Genomic DNA, 17,550 nt, shown 5'->3' with positions numbered 1-17,550 from the left:
AAAATAGCGGCCGGAGCCGCTGTTTTTTTGCGTGAGCGAAGTCGTTATTCGACTTTTGCCTTCGCGCGCAGGTCTTCCTGGTACTTCTGCAGACGCTGTTGTTGCAGTTGCTGCACGATCTGCGGCTTCACTTCTTCGAACTTCGGCAGTTGTGCCTGGCGGATGTCGTCCACACGGATGATGTGATATCCGAACTGCGACTTGACCGGCGTCTGCGTCATCTCGCCCTTGCCCAGCTTGACCATTGCTTCCGAGAACTCGGGCACGAAGCTCGCGGGCGATGCCCAGTCAAGGTCGCCGCCGTTGGCGCCCGAACCCGGGTCCTTGCTCTGCTTCTTGGCGATGTCTTCGAACTTGGCGCCCTTCTTCAGGTCGGCAATGATCTTCTTGGCCTGGTCTTCGGTCTCGACGAGGATGTGGCGAGCCTTGAATTCCTTGCCGCTGTTGGCTGCGACGAACTTGTCGTACTCGGCCTTGGCGTCGGCGTCAGAGACGACGTTGGTCTTGCGATAGTTCTCGAACAGCTGGCGGATCAGGATCGCCTGGCGGGCGAGTTCGAGCTGGTTCTTGTAGTCGTCGGTGGCGTCCAGGCCTTGCTTCTGCGCTTCCTGCATGAAGACTTCGCGGGCGATGACTTCTTCGCGCAGTTGGTCTTGCATCTCGGGCGTGACGGGGCGGCCGGCAGCGGCGAGTTGCTGGGCCAGCACGTCCATGCGCGCCTTCGGTACCGGCTTGCCGTTGACGATGGCAGCGTTCTGCGCAAAGGCGGCAACGGGAACCGCGCCGACGAGTACGGCGGCTGCGAGGGCGTGCAGGATATGTTTCTTCATGTTGGGAGCCTCTGTCGTGGAGGTAGACGCGCCTTGGGCGCGGGTGAAAAAGCGCTGATGAAAAGGGAGGGGGAGTTTTTCGCCGCAAGGAGTACGGCCGGGGTGCGATCAAAGCGGCTTAGAACGTCTCGATGGCAATCGCGTGAAGACCCTGTGCAATGAAAAGCTGCAGCGCATCATACACAAGCCGATGACGCGCCACGCGGGACTTCCCGGCGAACAGCGGCGAGGCGATGCGCACCCGGAAGTGCGTGCCATAGCCCTCTGCATTGGCGCCCGAATGCCCGGCGTGCGAAGCGCTTTCGTCGATGACTTCGAGCATCGACGGGTCGAGCGCTTCGCGTAGCCGCGCTTCGAGATCTCGCGAGGTTGGAGGTGTCATGCAGCCGGCTCGTCGGACTTGAGATACGGGGAGATGTACAGCCCCTGAGCGACCAGGAAGACGATCGGGAACACGTACCCCCAGAGCTTGAAGTTGACCCATGCCTCGGTGCTGAAGTACGCCGCCACGTAGCCGTTGAGCGCTGCCATGAAGATGCAGTAGGCGACCCACGCCACGTTGAGTCGGCCCCAGATGTGTGCCGGCAGGTCGAGCTGGGTCCCGAGCAGCATCTTCAGGAAGTTCTTCTTGAAGACCCACAGCGCGACTGCCAGCGCCACGGCCATCGCGCCGTAGAGCACCGTCGGCTTCCACTTGATGAAGCGATCGTCGTGCAGGACGAGTGTCAGCGAGCCGAACAACAGGATCAGCACCAGCGTGGCCTTCTGCATGGGCAGCAACTGGCGCTCGCGCAGCCAGATGATCGTCATCTGCACGACCGTGCCGGCCATGAGCACGGCGGTCGCGGTGTAGATGTCGAAAAGCTTGAATGCCCCGAAGAAGAGCAGGATGGGGAAGAAGTCGAGGATCAGCTTCATGGCGTACGTTCAGTCACGCTTCTGGAAATCCAGCGCGGCCGAATTCATGCAGTAGCGCAGGCCGGTTTCGGTCGGGCCGTCCGGAAAGACGTGTCCGAGATGGGCGTCGCAGTTGGCGCATCGGTTCTCGGTGCGCACCATGCCGTGCGTACGGTCGACCACATTGCGGATCGCGCCGGGCACGGCTTCTTTCGAGAAGCTGGGCCACCCGCAGCCGGCGTCGAACTTGGTCGTTGATTCGAACAGCTTCGCGCCGCAGCAGATGCAGTGGTAGGTGCCGTCGTCCCAGTGCGTTTCATATTTGCCGGTGAAGGGGCGTTCGGTCGCGGCATGGCGCGTGACCTCGAACGCAGCGCGCTCGGCACCTTTCTCGGCGAGGATGGTTTGCCATTCGGCATCGGTCTTCTGGATGGGTGCAGTCATGATGAACAGCTGATTTCGATCGTTGAAGCCCAGTCGGGCGGGAATCCGGCAAAGTCGTCGTGGCCGGCGTGCTCTTCAAATGGGGATTCAAGCAGCCCGAGCAAGGTGGCGACGCCGGAGTGGTCCTTGCGCTGCGAGGCTTCGATGGCTTGCTGGCCCAGATGGTTCCGGAGCACGAATTTTGGATTGCTGGCGAGCACCAGGTCGGCGGCTTTCGCCGACGGAATGTTGGCATGGCGCTCGGTAAAGGATTGCAACCAACTGTCGAACCCGTTGCGGTCGATGAAGAGGTCGCGCACGGTGTCCGGATTGTCGCCGGCCATGTAGCGGGACAGGCGCCGCCAGAAGATCGTGTAGTCGACCTTTTCCTGTGCCAGCAGCTTGAGCACTTGCTCGATCAGGCCGCGGTCAGACTCGGCACGGTCGGTGAGCCCGAGTTTCGCCCGCATGCGCGCTTCGTATTGTTCCGGGAAGACGGTCTTATACGACTCCAGCGCGGCGACCGCGATTTCCTGATCGCCGATCAGCGGTAGCAGCGCCTGCGCGAGGCAGAAGAGATTCCAGTACGCCACGTTCGGCTGCTGGTTGTACGCATAGCGACCGGACGTGTCGCTGTGATTGCAGATATGCCGCGGGTCGAAGCCGTCAAGGAACTGGAACGGCCCGTAGTCGATGGTGAGCCCGAGGATGCTCATGTTGTCGGTGTTCATCACCCCATGACAGAAGCCGACGCCCTGCCATTGCGCTAGCAGCGCTGCGGTGCGTTCGCTCACCGCTTCGAGCAGCGCGGCGTAGGCGTTGCCGTTGAAGCGGTCGGTGCTGCGGCAGGCGGGGTAATAGCGATCGATCACGTAGTCGGCCAGCGCGCGCAATTCCTCATCGCGCTCGCGGGCTGCGAAGTGTTCGAAATGGCCGAATCGGATGAAGCTCGGCGCGACCCGGGTCACGACGGCTGCGGTCTCGATTTCCTCGCGGCGCACCGGGGCGTCCGAGCCGGTGACGCACAGCGCGCGGGTGGTCGGGATGCCCAGCGCATGCATCGCCTCGCTGCAGAGGAATTCGCGGATGCTGGAACGCAGGACAGCCCGCCCGTCGCCCATGCGCGAATAGGGAGTCAGGCCGCTGCCCTTGAGTTGCACTTCCAGGCCGGATTCCGTTTCGCCCAGAAGGATGGCGCGCCCGTCGCCCAACTGGCCGGCCCACACGCCGAACTGGTGTCCGCTGTAGACGGTGGCAAGCGGACGCGTTCCAGCGACGAGAGTGTTGCCGGTGAGTGCCTGCAATGCCGCGTCGGTGCGCCACGCTGCAGGCAGGCCCAAGAGGTGCGCCACCTTGTCGCTGTGGCCGACCCAGTAGGGCTGACCGCTCAGGGGAGTGGGGCGCAGTTCGGTAAAGAAGCTCGGCCCCAGCGCCGAGAAACCCTCGACCCATCGGAGGCGCAGATCTGCGACGTGTCCGGTGTCGGCGTCTTCATGTTCGGCTAGGAGAGTCGTGGGCGTCATGGGCCGATTGTCCGGCAGAGCGCGAGACCCCTGGCCGCAGGGGGGCTCGACCCCCGATCGGTAGTTTCAGTTGGTGGCCAGCACGGACCGCGGCACCGGCGCATTGGCGGCGTCGCCTTCGTGCCACAGCCGCGAACGGTACTGCGCCGGCGGCAGCCCGAACCAGCGCTTGCAGGCGCGGAAGAAGTTGCTGCTGTCGACGAATCCGAGCAGTTCGGCCACGTCAGTCAGCGTGTGCCGTTCCTGCGCAAGGTATTGCTGCGCCAGTTCCCGTCGCGTGCGGTCGAGCAGGGACTGGAAGGACACGGTTTCCTCCTGCAACCGGCGCTGCAGGGTGCGCTCGGCCAGGCCGAGGCCCGCCGCGACGTCCTGTCGGCGGGGCTCGCCATGCGGCAGGCGGCGTGCGATTTCGGCGCACACCTGCGCGCTGGTGGTGGTCTGGCCCAACTGGTCGAGCTGGTCTTCGAGGAGCTGCAACTGCATCTCCGCGAGCGCAGGGTGATGCGTGGGGAGTGGGAGTGCAAGGTCTTCGCTGGCGATCAGCATGCGGTTGGCGCGCGCATCGAAACGTACCGGGCAGCCGAACGCGTCCCGATGCGGGCGTTCGTCGGCTGGCGCGGGGAATGCGAGTTCCACGGCCAGGGGCTGCAGCTCGCGGCGTGTCAGCCAGCTGCTTTGCATCAGGGTCGTGAGCAGTGCGTGTTCCACGCGTTGGCGCGGAATCGGCAGCCGGCCACCGATGTGCTCGATGGCCACCCAGGCGCCGCGCGCTTCACCTTGCACTGTGAAGACCGTGGCATCGGAGATGACCGGCATGTAGCGGGTGACCAGCCCGTACGCCGTGCCAAGGTCGGCGCAGCAGGCCATCGCATGGCCCACCGTGCCCAGCTTGCTGTGGCTGGCGGCGAGCTCGCGACTCAGTCCCAGCGTCGGCTTGCCCTGCGCGATGGCCAGTTGCCACAGCGTGGTGATCTCGTCCACCGGAATGCGAGCGTTCTGCTGATGCAGCGAATCCGGGTCGAAGTGGGCGCCGCGCATGAGCCAGGGCACGTCGAGCCCTTCGTCCTCGAACACCGACAGCACCCCTTCGAGCCACGTCGCCGCACTGGTGCGCAGTTCGGGCTGCGGCATGCAGCCGGGGCGATGTCGCGGTCGGTGGGAGTGGGCGGCTTCAAAAGTCATTGATTTGGCTCGCTTGCGATAGCGATGAAAACGGCGAGCGAATCCAGAATTTTCCAGGCCGCCGAATGGGGCGACCAGTATCGGCGCCGAGCGCCGGTGCAGGCATTCCGAATAACCCGGTATGGAGACATGACAGATGCAAAAGGTGGAAATGGCGCAAAGCCAAGGGGCACTGTGGTGGAGCCCGACGAAGTTCATCGCCAGAATGCTCGCTGCCGCGACAGCCTGTGCCGCGATCGCGGCCTGCGGCGGAGGAGGGTCCTCGGGGTGGTTTCCCAGTGCGACCTCGCAGGCGACATCGCCACCTTCATCCACATCCTCGCCGGTCGTCGCGCAGGAGAACCCCATGATTCGCCAGACCAAGGCCGGAAAGATCGAGGGCGTGGATGACAGCGCCGGCTCGGGTACCTATTCGTGGAAGGGCGTGCCGTTTGCACAGCCGCCCGTCGGAAACCTGCGCTGGGCGCCCCCGGTTGATCCGGTCGCCTGGGATGGCGTGCGCTCTGCAACGCAGTTCGGCCATGGCTGCGCACAGGGCGGACGCTACTTCAGCCCCGCGCCCAACGACGCGCCCTACGGGCTGGCCGTGCGGGAAGGCTTCGGCAAGCCGGTGGGCAACGAGGACTGCCTGACACTCAACATCTGGCGACCGGCGGGCAAGGACGCCAACCTGCCGGTGATCGTCTTCATCTACGGCGGAAGCAACATCTCCGGCTACTCGGCCGACCCGAGCTACGACGGCGCCCAGCTGGCAAAGCGGGCCAATGCCGTCGTCGTGACCGTCAACTACCGTGTCGGCTTCCTCGGCTGGTTCGACCTGCCGCAGCTCAAGACCGGTGATCCGAAAAACGACTCGGGCAACTTCGCGCTGCTCGACCAGATCCAGGCCCTGAAATTCATCCGCGACAACATCGACGCTTTCGGCGGCGACCCGGGCAGCGTGACGGTGATGGGGCAGTCGGCGGGTGCGGTCAACACCTGGGCGCTCGTGACCTCGCCCGCATCGACCGGTCTGCTGCACAAGGCTGTCGCACTGAGCGGCGGGATCGCCTTCTCGGCGCGCGCCACCGCGCAGAACTATGCGAAGGGGCTGGTCAACGCGATCGTCATCGCGGACGGCAAGGCCACCGATACCACCTCGGCGAACGCCTGGCTGGCGACGCAGACCAACGAGCAGGTGGCGGCCTATCTGCGCGGACTGCCGGCAGACAAGCTCCTGACGATCATGCTGGCGAACCCCCAACTGGGTAACGCACCGGCGCCGATCGAGGACGGGAACATCCTGCCGGTGAACTCGCGTTCCGTCGTGGCCGGCGGCACCTTCAACAAGGTGCCCATGATCATCGGCAACACCAAGGATGAAGGAACGCTCTTCGCCGGCCTGTTCGGCCTCTACACGGGCAACGGCATCTCGGGCTTCAAGCTGAGCGACTACGACCGCTTCGGCCTGCAATACAACTTCAACCCCGACGCGCCCACGAGCCTGACCGAGGCCGACCTCATCAGCTCAGCCTACTTGCCGGTCGACACCCCGACGACCGGATGGAAGGCCGTGTCGGACGTCGTGACGAACTCGATCTTCCTCAACGGACTGTCGACTCAGATCGACTCGGTCGCTGCGCAGTTGCCGACGAAGACCTGGTACTACCGCTTCGACTGGAACGAGGAACCGGCGCCTTTCAACACCGTCTACGGCGCCACGCACGGGCTGGACACCGTGTTCTTCTTCCACAACTTCGGTACGAACGTGTTTTCGTTCGCGTACGGCGCGGCGAACAAGCCGGGCCGCGAGGCGCTGTCGGACGCGATGGTCGGCAGCCTGGCCGCCTTCGCCCGCACCGGCGACCCGAATCACCCCGGACTGGGCGTGACCTGGCCCAACTGGCCGCGCCAGATCGTCTTCGATGCCAACGGGACGCAGTTGCAGAACACTGCGCCCTGACCACCGGAGCGGCGCTCACAGACTGCGGGTTTCTGTCATTGTGTGCGGCGCCCCGGTGGGCGAACCTCGGGCCCGAATACCAAAGACCAAAGCCCGTTTGAAAAGGAGCCATTAGATGCTGGGTTTGATGCAGGACCAACCGTTGCTGATCTCGTCGCTGATCGAGTTCGCCGAGCGCCATCACGGCGACGCTGAAATCGTCTCGCGCAGGGTGGAAGGCGACATCCACCGCACCACGTGGCGCCAGATCGCCGCGCGTTCGCGGCAGGTGGCCAATGCGCTTGACGACGAACAACTTCTGTTCAGCGATCGTGTCGCAACGTTGGCCTGGAATGGCTATCGCCATCTGGAGCTTTACTACGGCGTGAGCGGCTCCGGCCGCGTCCTGCACACCATCAACCCGCGCCTGCATCCGGACCAGATCGCGTGGATCGCGAACCATGCCGAAGACCAGATCCTCTGCTTCGACATGACCTTCCTGCCGCTGGTGCAGGCAGTGCATGCCAGGTGCCCCACGGTGAAGAAGTGGATCGCGCTGTGCGACGCCGACAAGCTGCCGGCCGACAGCGGCATCCCCAATCTGGTGAGCTACGAAACCTGGATGGGTCAGCGCTCCACCGACTATGCCTGGCCGAGCTTCGACGAGAACTCGGCGTCCAGCATGTGCTACACGAGCGGCACCACGGGCAACCCGAAGGCGGCGCTGTACAGCCATCGCTCGACCTTGCTGCATGCCTATGCGGCGGCCTTGCCCGACGTGATGACCCTGTCCGCGCGCGATTCGGTGCTGCCGGTGGTGCCGATGTTCCACGTCAACGCGTGGGGCATTCCATACTCGGCCGCGCTGGTCGGCGCCAAGGTCGTGTTCCCAGGCCCGGCGCTCGACGGCAAGTCGGTCTATGAACTGATCGAAGCCGAGAAGGTCAGCTTCGCCGCCGGCGTGCCGACCGTGTGGCAGATGCTGCTGGGCCACCTGCAGGCCAACGGACTGCGCTTCTCGACGCTCAAGCGCACGGTGATTGGCGGCTCCGCCTGCCCGCCGGCCATGATCAATGCGTTCCAGCAACAGTACGGTGTCGAGGTGCTGCACGCCTGGGGCATGACCGAGATGTCGCCGCTCGGCACCCTGTGCACGCTGAAGAACAAGCACCTCGAGATGTCGCCCGAAGAGCAGACCGCGATCCGCATGAAGCAGGGCCGCGCGATCTTCGGGGTGGACATGAAGATCGTCGATGCCGACGGCAAGGATCTGCCGTGGGACGGCAAGGCCTATGGCGACCTGCTGGTCAAAGGCCCCTGGGTGGTCAAGGAATACTTCAAGGGCGAGGGCGGCAATCCGCTGGTCAACGATGACAACGGAAGGGGCTGGTTCCCGACCGGCGACGTCGCGACCATCGACGCCGACGGCTTCCTGCAGATCACCGATCGCAGCAAGGACGTCATCAAGTCCGGCGGCGAATGGATCAGCTCCATCGACATCGAGAACATCGCCGTGGCCCATCCGGCGGTCGCAATGGCGGCCTGCATCGGCGTGTTCCATCCCAAATGGGACGAGCGGCCGATCGTGGTGGTGGTGAAGAAACCCGGCGCCGAAGTCACGCGCGACGAGCTGCTCGCCTTCTACCAAGGCAAGACGGCCAAATGGCAGATCCCGGACGACGTGGTCTTCGTCGACGCCATTCCCCTCGGCGCGACCGGAAAAATACTCAAGACCCGGCTGCGGGACTTGCTGCGCGACTACAAACTTCCCGGCGTTTGAGCCGGATTTCTACCGCCGGGTAGCACCAACTGGAGGCGCTCTGTCGCCTGGGTGATAGAAACCGGCCCGGCGGCAATTTCCTTACGGGCATTCCCTGACGGGCGAGGTTCCAAACACTTGTAATCTCGTCCCGCATTTCGACAGCTGACCAGGAGACACGCAATGAAGTTCGCTCTGAAATTCGCAACCGCTGCCGTGCTTGCGGCTTGCGCCACCGGTGCCCTCGCGCAGAAAGGCGAGACCGTGAAAGTCGCGTGGCTCGACCCGCTTTCGGGCCTGATGGCCGCGGTCGGCACCAACCAGTTGAAGACCTATCAGTTCCTGACTGAAGAGTTCAACAAGAAGAACGCCGCCGGCGTCAAGTTCGAGATCATCGGCATCGACAACAAGCTGAGCCCGCAGGAAACCACCAGCGCATTGCGCTCGGCAATGGACCAGGGCGCACGCTACGTGCTGCAGGGCAACGGCTCGGGCGCGGCGCTGGCGATCATCGACGCGCTGGAGAAGAACAACGCCCGCAACCCGGGCAAGGAAGCGCTCTACATCAACTACGCGGCGGTCGACCCTGATCTGACCAACAGCAAGTGCAGCTACTGGCACTTCCGGCTCGATGCCGACACGTCCATGAAGATGGAAGCAATGACCACCTTCATGAAGGACCAGCCGGACATCAAGAAGGTCTACCTGCTCAACCAGAACTACTCGCACGGTGTGCAGGTTGCCAAGTACGCGAAGGAAAACCTCGCGCGCAAGCGTCCTGACATCCAGATCGTCGGCGAAGACCTCCACCCACTGGCACAGGTGCGGGACTTCGCGCCGTACGTGGCCAAGATCAAGGCATCGGGCGCGGACACCGTCATCACCGGCAACTGGGGCTCCGACCTGGCGCTGCTGATCAAGGCGGCCAACGACGCCGGCATGAACAACGTCAAGTTCTTCACCTACTACGGCAGCGTGAGCGGCACGCCGACCGCCATGGGTGCGGCCTCGGCAGGCAAGGTGTACCAGGTCGCGTACGGCCACTCGAACATGGGCGGCGAGATCGAGCGCCTGAGCAACGAGTTCAACAAGAAGTTCAAGGAAGACCTCTACACGCAGTCGGCCTACACCGCACTGACGATGCTGAGCGACGCCTTCGCCAAGGCCAAGTCCACCGATCCGGTCAAGGTCGCGCCGGTGCTCGAAGGCATGCGCTTCAAGAGCTTCAACGGTGACGTCGAGATGCGCAAGACCGACCACCAGCTCCAGCAGGGCCTCTACATCGCGAAGTGGGAAAAGGCCGGCGGCAAGTACCCGATCGACCAGGAAGGCACCGGCTACACCTTCGTTCCGGTGAAGTACTACGAGCCGTATGTCGCAAGCACGCCGACGACGTGCGAGATGAAGCGTCCGAGCTCCTGATACATCTTCAGGCAGCTTGACCGGTCGAGGCCCGACTTCAACACTCGGGCCTCTTTCTTTTTCAACGTGACCTAACGATCGATGACCGTCGAATTCTTCGTCATCTCGCTGCTCAACGGCGTGAGCTACGGCTTGCTGTTGTTCATGCTGAGCTCTGGCCTGACGCTGATCTTCAGCATGATGGGCGTGCTCAACTTTGCGCACACCAGCTTCTACATGCTTGGGGCCTACCTGGCCTACACCATCTCCGGCGTCGTCGGATTCTGGCCGGCGCTGTTCATCGCGCCGCTGCTGGTTGGCGCCATGGGTGCCGCTTTCGAGCGCTACAGCCTGCGTCGCGTGCACAAGTACGGCCATGTGCCCGAACTGCTGGTGACCTTCGGCTTGTCGTTCCTGATTCTTGAAGTGGTGCAGCTCGTCTGGGGCCGCTCCACCGTGCCCTACGGCCTTCCGACGCAACTGCAGGGGCCGCTCTTCACGCTGTTCGGCACGCAGTTCCCCAAGTCGCGTTCCTTCATCATGCTGGTCGCGCTGCTGATGCTGCTGTCGGTGTGGCTGCTGCTGACGCGTACGCGCATCGGCCTCGTGATCCAGGCGGCGCTCAAGCATCCGGAAATGGTCGAGGCGCTGGGCCACAACGTGCCGCGCGTCTTCATGCTGGTGTTCGGCGGCGGTGCCGCGCTCGCGGGTCTTGCGGGCGTGGTGGGCGGCAATACCTACGTGACCGAGCCTGCAATGGCGGCTTCGGTGGGCTCGATCATCTTCGTGGTGGTCGTCGTGGGCGGTCTCGGCTCGCTCGCGGGTGCGTTCCTCGCGTCGCTGCTGATCGGCATCGTGCAGACCTTCGCGGTCGCGCTCGACCAGTCGATGGCGACCGGACTGCGAGCGATCGGCTTCGCGGTGAACGAAAGCACGTTCGGCTATCCGCTGCTCAATCTCACGATCTCGCAGGTCGCGCCGATCCTTCCGTATCTCTTCCTCGTCCTGATCCTCATCTTCAGGCCGAAGGGCCTCCTCGGCACGCGGGAGGACTGACACATGACTTCCACCACCACAAGCGCACCCGCGTACTACCGCTTCAAGCCCTGGAACCTCGGGCGCATCTTTATCTGGACGCTGTTCGCGATCGCCCTGATCGTCGCGCCGATGATCTTCAAGAGCAGCCTGGCGCTCACGATGCTCTCGCAGATGGGCTATCTGATCATCATCTGCCTGAGCTACAACATCCTGCTCGGACAGGGCGGCATGCTCAGCTTCGGGCATGCGGTCTATGTCGGCCTCGGCTCGTTCATCGCCATCCATGCGATGAATCTCGCGGGCAAGGGCGGCTGGCCGATCCCGCTGGTGCTGATCCCGATCATCGGCGGCCTTGCGGGGAGCTTCTTCGCGATCCTCTTCGGCTACGTCACCACCAAGAAGTCAGGCACGACCTTCGCGATGATCACGCTGGGTATCGGTGAGCTCGTCGCCTCGATGGCGCTGATGTTCCCCGGCTTCTTCGGCGGCGAGGGCGGCGTGACCACCGACCGCGTCTATGGCAAGCCCTTCTTCGGCATCACCTTCGGGCCGCAGAACCAGGTCTACTACCTGATCGCCGTGTACTGCTTCATCTGCACCGGGCTGATGTATGCCTTCACCGGCACGCCGCTCGGACGCATCCTGAACGCAGTGCGCGACAACCCGGAGCGGGTGGAGTTCATCGGCTACAACACCCAGCGGGTGCGCTACTTCGCCTTCATCATCGCGGGCTTCTTCGCCGGCATCGGTGGTGGCCTCGCAGCGATCAACTTCGAGATCGTGAATGCGGCGGACAGCCTCAATGCCTTCCGCTCGGGCAGCTACCTGCTGTTCACCTTCCTCGGCGGCGCGATCTTCTTCTTCGGGCCGATCATCGGCGCGGTGCTGCTGGTGTTCGCCGCGGTGCTGCTGTCGGAACTCACCAAGGCCTGGCAGCTCTACTTCGGGCTGGTGTTCGTCTTCATGGTGATGTTCGCGCCCGGTGGCATTGCGAGCCTGATCATGATGAACCTGCGCGTCGCGAAGTTCGGCAAGTTCAAGCGCTTCTGGGGCTTGTATGGAGGCCTGGTGCTGACCGCGATCCCGTTGGTCATCGGTGCTGCCGCGATCATCGAGATGATCTATCACATCCAGCTCAACTCGGCCCTGGGTCCGACGGTCGAGTTCATGGGCGTGACCCTCGACACCTCGGCATTCATGAGCTGGTTCGGCGCGTCGGTGGTCCTGCTGGTCGGTCTTGGCCTGCTGGAAGTGGTCCGCCGCCGCTTCGTGCGTGTCTGGGGGCAGGCGCAGGAAGAAATCGAAGCCGAAATCAAGAGGAGGGAACTGGCATGAGCGCAGTTCAGAACAAGACGCACGCCATCGAACTCAAGGGCCTGCGCAAGAGCTTCGGCAAGACGGAGATCATTCGCGGCGTGGACCTCGCCATCGAGGCAGGCGATCGTATCGCGATCATCGGGCCGAACGGCGCGGGCAAGTCCACGCTGTTCAACCTGATCAGCGGGCGGCTCGCACCTACGAGCGGCGAAGTGCTGCTGAATGGCAAGCGTATCGACGGCATGCGGCCGTTCGAGATCAACCGGCTGGGCCTCTCGCGCAGCTTCCAGATCACGAACATCTTCCCGAAGCTCAGCGTGTTCGAGAACCTGCGCTGCGGCGTGCTGTGGAGCCTTGGCTACCGCTACACCTTCCTGCGTTTCCTGTCGAACCTCGACGATGCGAACGCGCGCACCGAAGAGCTGATCCAGCAGGTTGGTCTCGGCAAGAAGCGCGATGTGCTCGCGGTCAACCTCACGTATGCCGAACAGCGTGCGCTGGAGATCGGCGTGACCATCGCCGGTGGTGCCGACGTGATCCTGCTCGACGAGCCCACGGCCGGAATGAGCAAGACGGAGACGCAGCACTTCATCTCGCTCATCAAGCAGGTCACGGTCGGCAAGACGCTGCTCACGGTGGAGCACGACATGGGTGTGGTGTTTGGCCTGGCCGACAAGATCGCGGTGGTGGTCTATGGCGAAGTCATCGCCTTCGACACGCCGGCCGCGGTGCGCGCCAACGCGCGCGTGCAAGAGGCCTATCTCGGTTCGTCGGTTGCCGACGCGCAAGGTGCAGGGCACTGACATGCTGAAACTCCAAGACATCCACGCCTATTACGGCAAGAGCCATGTGTTGCATGGTGTTTCGTTTGACGTGCGCCCCGGCGAAATCGTCGCGCTGCTGGGCCGAAACGGCTCCGGCCGGTCGACCACCGCGAAGGCCATCATGGGCCTCGTGCATGCCGAAGGCTCACTGCATTGGAAAGAGAAGGACATCCTGCGCCGCAAGGCATACGAGATCGCGCACCTCGGCATCGGCTACGTGCCCGAGAACCGCGACATCTTTCCGAAGCTCACCGTGCACCAGAACCTTCTGCTCGGACAGAAGGGATCGGGCAAGGGCAGCCGCTGGTCCTTCGATGACATGTACGGCATGTTCCCGCGCCTCAAGGAGCGCCAGCACACTGAGGCCGGCGTGCTCTCGGGCGGCGAGCAGCAGATGCTGACGCTGTGCCGCACCCTGATGGGCGACCCAGACCTGATCATCATCGACGAGCCCACCGAAGGCCTCGCGCCGAAGATCGTCGAGCTGGTGGGGCAGTACTTGCGCACCCTCAAGGACAAGGGCATCTCGGTGCTGCTGATCGAGCAGAAACTGACCATCGCGATGCAGATCTCCGACCGTGCGCTCGTCATGGGCCACGGCAGCATCGTGTTCGACGGCACGCCCGACAGCCTGCGTGCCGATGGGGCCACGCGCAAGGAATGGCTCGAGGTCTGAGCCTCCAGGGTTGTCTCGGTAGCGACTAACGCCATTGCGGCGACTTCCGAAACGCCTAGAATTTCACGCAAAAAAGAACACTCGTGCTTTTTAAAGCGCGAGTGCTTCGAACCCCCCGTTTTTTCGATCCTCTCCCAATCCAAAGGAACGCAGCATGACGGCTGAATACAAAGTGCTCGGCGATATCGCCGTGATCACCATGACCAACCCTCCGGTCAATGGCCTCGGTTTCTCGACGCGCATCGGTATCACTGACGGTCTCTCCAAAGCCATCGACGATCCCGCGGTCAAGGCGATCGTCATCACCGGCGCCGGCAAGGCGTTCTCGGGCGGCGCGGACATCAAGGAATTCGGCACGCCCAAGGCGCTGCAGGAGCCCAATCTGCTGAGCGTGATCCTCGCGCTCGAAGCATCGACCAAGCCGATCGTGGCCGCGATCCACTCCGTCTGCATGGGCGGTGGCCTGGAACTCGCGCTGGGCTGCCACTACCGCGTGGCTGCTCCCGGCACCAATGTCGCACTGCCTGAAGTCAAGCTGGGCCTGATCCCCGGCGCAGGCGGCACGCAGCGCCTGCCGCGCGTGCTCGGCGTCGAAACCGCACTGAACATGATCGTCAGCGGCGAGCCGGTCAAGAGCGAACTCCTCGCTTCGCTGCCAGGCCAGAAGCTGTTCGACAAGCTCGCCGGTTCGGCCGAATCGCTGTTCGACGAAGCAGTGGAATTCGCGAAGTCGGTGGCCGGCAAGACGGGCGAGGCACTGCCGCTGGTTCGCAACCTGCCGTGCAAGCACCCGCAAGGCGACGCCTACTTCCAGTTCGCGCGCAATATGGTCGGCGGCATGTCGAAGAACTATCCGGCGCCGCTCAAGTGCGTCGATGCCGTGCAAGCCGCCACGAAGATGAAGTTCGACGACGGCATGGCCGAAGAGCGCCGCATCTTCACCGCGCTGATGTTCACGCCTGAATCCATCGCGCTGCGCCATCTCTTCATGGCCGAGCGCGCTGCCTCGCACATCCCCGACGTCCCCGGCGACACGCCCCAGCGTGCGGTCAAGTCGGTTGGCGTGATCGGCGCCGGCACCATGGGTGGCGGCATCTCGATGAATTTCCTGAATGCCGGCATCCCGGTCACCATCCTCGAGACGAAGCAGGAAGCGCTCGACCGCGGTGTCGCGACCATCAAGAAGAACTACGAAGCGCAGGTCAAGAAGGGCAAGCTCAAGCAGGACAAGTACGACCAGCGCATGGCTCTGCTCAAGACCACGCTGTCCTACGACGACCTCAAGGATGTGGACCTCGTCATCGAAGCCGTGTTCGAAGAGCTCGGCGTCAAGGAAAAGGTGTTCTCCGAACTCGATCGCGTGATCAAGCCCGGTGCGATCCTCGCTTCCAACACTTCCACGCTCGACGTGGACAAGATCGCCGCCTTCACCAAGCGTCCGCAGGACGTGGTCGGCATGCACTTCTTCAGCCCGGCCAACGTGATGAAGCTGCTCGAAGTGGTGCGCGGCAAGGAGACCGCCAAGGACGTGCTCGCCACCGTGATGGGCATTGCCAAGAAGATCAAGAAGACGGCCGTGGTCTCGGGCGTGTGCGACGGCTTCATCGGCAATCGCATGATCGAGCAGTACTCGCGTCAGGCGGGTTTCCTGCTCGACGAAGGTGCCACGCCCCAGCAGGTGGACAAGGCGATCGAGAAGTTCGGCTTCGCGATGGGCCCGTTCCGCATGGGTGACCTCGCCGGCAACGACATCGGCTGGGCGATCCGCAAGCGCCGCGCGACCGAAATCGCCGACATGAAGTACAGCCGCACGGCTGACAAGCTGTGCGAACTGGGCCGCTTCGGCCAGAAGACCGGGGCAGGATGGTACGACTACCAGGCCGGCAAGCGCGATGCGATCCCGTCGGACCTCGTCAACAAGATGATCGAGGACTACCGCAAGGAACTGGGCATCACGCCGCGCAAGATCTCCGACGAGGAAATCGTGCAGCGCCTGGTGTACTCGCTGGTCAACGAAGGCGCGCACATCCTCGAAGACGGCATTGCTTCGAAGTCGGGCGACATCGACATGGTGTACCTGACGGGCTACGGCTTCCCGATCTGGCGCGGCGGCCCGATGCACTACGCATCGCAAGTCGGCCTCTACAACGTCGCCGAGTCGATGAAGCGTTTCGCGAAGAACCCGCACGACGACGCGAAGTTCTGGCAGCCCGCGGGCTTGATCCAGAAGCTGGTCGCCGAAGGCAAGTCGTTCAGCTAAGCGGAGGCGAGACCGTTCCATGCTGAAACGTGTGTTCCTTGCGCTGGTGCTGGTGATCGCGGCACTGGTGGCGGTAATGGCGGTCAATACCTGGCGCACGCCGTCACGGCAGGTTGCCGTGGCGCCTGCGCCGCCGCTTGCGATCGATCTCCCGGCCGCTGCCAAGCGGCTTGCGGGCGGGATCCAGTTCCGTACCGTGTCGAGCCTGGACGACCCCGCCGGTAATGCCGCGGAATTCGACAAGCTGCATGCGTACCTCGCCGAGCAGTTCCCGAAGGTCCATGCCACCCTCAAGAAGGAAGTGATCGGGCAGCACGCGCTGCTCTATACCTGGACAGGTTCCGATCCCAAGGCCAAGCCCGTCGCGTTGATGGCGCACCAGGACATGGTGCCCATCGCGCCCGGCACGGAGAAGTCGTGGACGGTCGACCCCTTCAGCGGCGAGATCAAGGACGGCTTCATTTGGGGCCGCGGCGCGCTCGACAACAAGGGCAACCTGTTCGCGCAGATGGAAGCCATCGAGCTGCTCATCGGCAGCGGCTTTCAGCCGAAGCAGACCGTCTATCTCGTGATGGGCGACGACGAGGAGGTGAGTGGCCTGCGCGGCGCGCTGCCGATCGCGGAGTTGCTCAAGTCGCGCGGCGTGCGGCTGGACTGGGTGCTCGATGAAGGCCTGCTGGTGCTCGATGGCGTCCTGCCGGGACTGTCGAAGCCTTCGGCGCTGATCGGCCTCGCCGAAAAGGGCTACGCCACATTCTTCCTGTCGCTCGACACAGCGCCGGGCCACTCGTCGATGCCGCCCGCGCACAGCGCGATCGGCATGATGAGCGCGGCACTCGCGCGGCTCGAGGCCCAACCGATGCCCGGCGGCATCAAGGGCGTGGCAGGGGAGATGTTCGGCACGCTGGCGCCGGAGATGAGCGGGGTCAACCGCTTCATGCTGTCGAATCTGTGGATCACCAGGTCACTGATCGAGAAACAGCTTGAAAAGAGCCCCAGCAGCAACGCCATGCTGCGCACGACCACCGCGCTGACCATCGTGCGTGCAGGCAACAAGGACAACGTGCTGCCGGGTCGCGCCGAAGCGGCGGTGAACTTCCGCATCCTGCCGGGCGACACCATCGACAGCGTGGAAGCGCACATGAAGAGCGCGCTTGCCAACGATGCGATCCAGATCAAGCGCTATCCGGGCAATTCGGAGGCTTCCCCCGTGTCGCCGACCGATGGCGACGGCTACCGCTCCATCGAACAGGCCGTGCGGCAGACCTTTCCGGATGCCATCGTTGCGCCGGGCCTGATGACCGCCGCAACCGACTCGCGCCACTTCAGTCTTGTGAGCGACTCGGTCTATCGCTTCTCGCCGTTCCGTGTGAAGAGCGAAGACCTCGCGCGTTTCCACGGCACCAACGAGCGCATCGCGATCGCAAACTACGGTGAGGCGATCCAGTTCTATCACCAGCTGCTGCAAAACACTGCACAGCCCCAGTAACCGACATTCC

14 protein-coding genes and 1 pseudogene are annotated in these 17,550 nt (G+C 63.6%); 9 read left to right on the top strand and 6 right to left on the bottom strand.

Features of this window, described 5'->3' with window-relative positions:
- Nucleotides 1-44: 44 nt before the first annotated feature.
- From FHW64_RS04270 to FHW64_RS04245, 6 genes are all read right to left on the bottom strand, one after another.
- Entirely contained in the window at nt 45-830 is a 786-nt protein-coding gene (locus FHW64_RS04270) for a peptidylprolyl isomerase (RefSeq protein WP_184523363.1), read from the bottom strand.
- 118 nt (nt 831-948) lie between these two features.
- Nucleotides 949-1,212: a BolA family transcriptional regulator gene (locus FHW64_RS04265; protein WP_184523361.1), complete on the bottom strand. Its 264-nt coding sequence runs from the start codon at nt 1,210-1,212 to the stop codon at nt 949-951.
- On the bottom strand, nt 1,209-1,748 hold the full coding sequence (locus tag FHW64_RS04260) for a septation protein A (RefSeq protein WP_184523359.1): 540 nt from the start codon (nt 1,746-1,748) through the stop codon (nt 1,209-1,211). Before FHW64_RS04260 ends, FHW64_RS04265 begins: the two co-directional genes overlap by 4 nt.
- Nucleotides 1,749-1,757: 9 nt before the next feature.
- Nucleotides 1,758-2,171 carry a peptide-methionine (R)-S-oxide reductase MsrB gene (gene msrB, locus FHW64_RS04255; protein ID WP_184523357.1) on the bottom strand — a complete coding sequence of 138 codons (414 nt, stop codon included), beginning with the start codon at nt 2,169-2,171 and terminating at the stop codon, nt 1,758-1,760.
- Complete coding sequence (locus FHW64_RS04250) at nt 2,168-3,673, bottom strand: YdiU family protein (protein WP_184523355.1); 1,506 nt, start codon at nt 3,671-3,673, stop codon at nt 2,168-2,170. Before FHW64_RS04250 ends, msrB begins: the two co-directional genes overlap by 4 nt.
- A 66-nt stretch (nt 3,674-3,739) precedes the next feature.
- On the bottom strand, nt 3,740-4,855 hold the full coding sequence (locus FHW64_RS04245) for an AraC family transcriptional regulator (RefSeq protein WP_260303625.1): 1,116 nt from the start codon (nt 4,853-4,855) through the stop codon (nt 3,740-3,742).
- 346 nt (nt 4,856-5,201) lie between these two features.
- On the opposite strand from FHW64_RS04245, the gene FHW64_RS04240 reads away from it, so the two are divergent.
- From FHW64_RS04240 to FHW64_RS04200, 9 genes and pseudogenes are all read left to right on the top strand, one after another.
- Nucleotides 5,202-6,797 carry a carboxylesterase/lipase family protein gene (locus FHW64_RS04240; RefSeq protein ID WP_260303624.1) on the top strand — a complete coding sequence of 532 codons (1,596 nt, stop codon included), beginning with the start codon at nt 5,202-5,204 and terminating at the stop codon, nt 6,795-6,797.
- 115 nt (nt 6,798-6,912) lie between these two features.
- Nucleotides 6,913-8,556, top strand: coding sequence for a 3-(methylthio)propionyl-CoA ligase (locus FHW64_RS04235; RefSeq protein ID WP_184523353.1), 1,644 nt, complete (start codon nt 6,913-6,915; stop codon nt 8,554-8,556).
- A gap of 162 nt (nt 8,557-8,718) precedes the next feature.
- Nucleotides 8,719-9,957, top strand: coding sequence for a branched-chain amino acid ABC transporter substrate-binding protein (locus tag FHW64_RS04230; RefSeq protein ID WP_184523351.1), 1,239 nt, complete (start codon nt 8,719-8,721; stop codon nt 9,955-9,957).
- An 81-nt stretch (nt 9,958-10,038) separates the two neighbouring features.
- Complete coding sequence (locus tag FHW64_RS04225) at nt 10,039-10,992, top strand: branched-chain amino acid ABC transporter permease (protein WP_184523349.1); 954 nt, start codon at nt 10,039-10,041, stop codon at nt 10,990-10,992.
- 3 nt (nt 10,993-10,995) lie between these two features.
- On the top strand, nt 10,996-12,309 hold the full coding sequence (locus FHW64_RS04220) for a branched-chain amino acid ABC transporter permease (RefSeq protein WP_184523347.1): 1,314 nt from the start codon (nt 10,996-10,998) through the stop codon (nt 12,307-12,309).
- Entirely contained in the window at nt 12,306-13,094 is a 789-nt protein-coding gene (locus FHW64_RS04215) for an ABC transporter ATP-binding protein (RefSeq protein WP_184523345.1), read from the top strand. Before FHW64_RS04220 ends, FHW64_RS04215 begins: the two co-directional genes overlap by 4 nt.
- Before the next feature lies 1 nt (nt 13,095).
- Nucleotides 13,096-13,791, top strand: coding sequence for an ABC transporter ATP-binding protein (locus tag FHW64_RS04210; RefSeq protein WP_184523343.1), 696 nt, complete (start codon nt 13,096-13,098; stop codon nt 13,789-13,791).
- 154 nt (nt 13,792-13,945) lie between these two features.
- On the top strand, nt 13,946-16,051 hold the full coding sequence (locus FHW64_RS04205; RefSeq protein ID WP_184523341.1) for a 3-hydroxyacyl-CoA dehydrogenase NAD-binding domain-containing protein: 2,106 nt from the start codon (nt 13,946-13,948) through the stop codon (nt 16,049-16,051).
- Nucleotides 16,035-17,540: pseudogene (locus FHW64_RS04200) on the top strand (M20 family peptidase); the annotation flags it as partial. The gene FHW64_RS04205 and the pseudogene FHW64_RS04200, both read left to right, overlap by 17 nt.
- Nucleotides 17,541-17,550: the final 10 nt, after the last annotated feature.

The organism is Variovorax sp. Sphag1AA (genome assembly GCF_014192575.1).
In the GTDB taxonomy this organism is placed as follows: Bacteria; Pseudomonadota; Gammaproteobacteria; order Burkholderiales; family Burkholderiaceae_C; genus Variovorax.
This window is presented reverse-complemented; position numbering and strand designations above follow the sequence as displayed.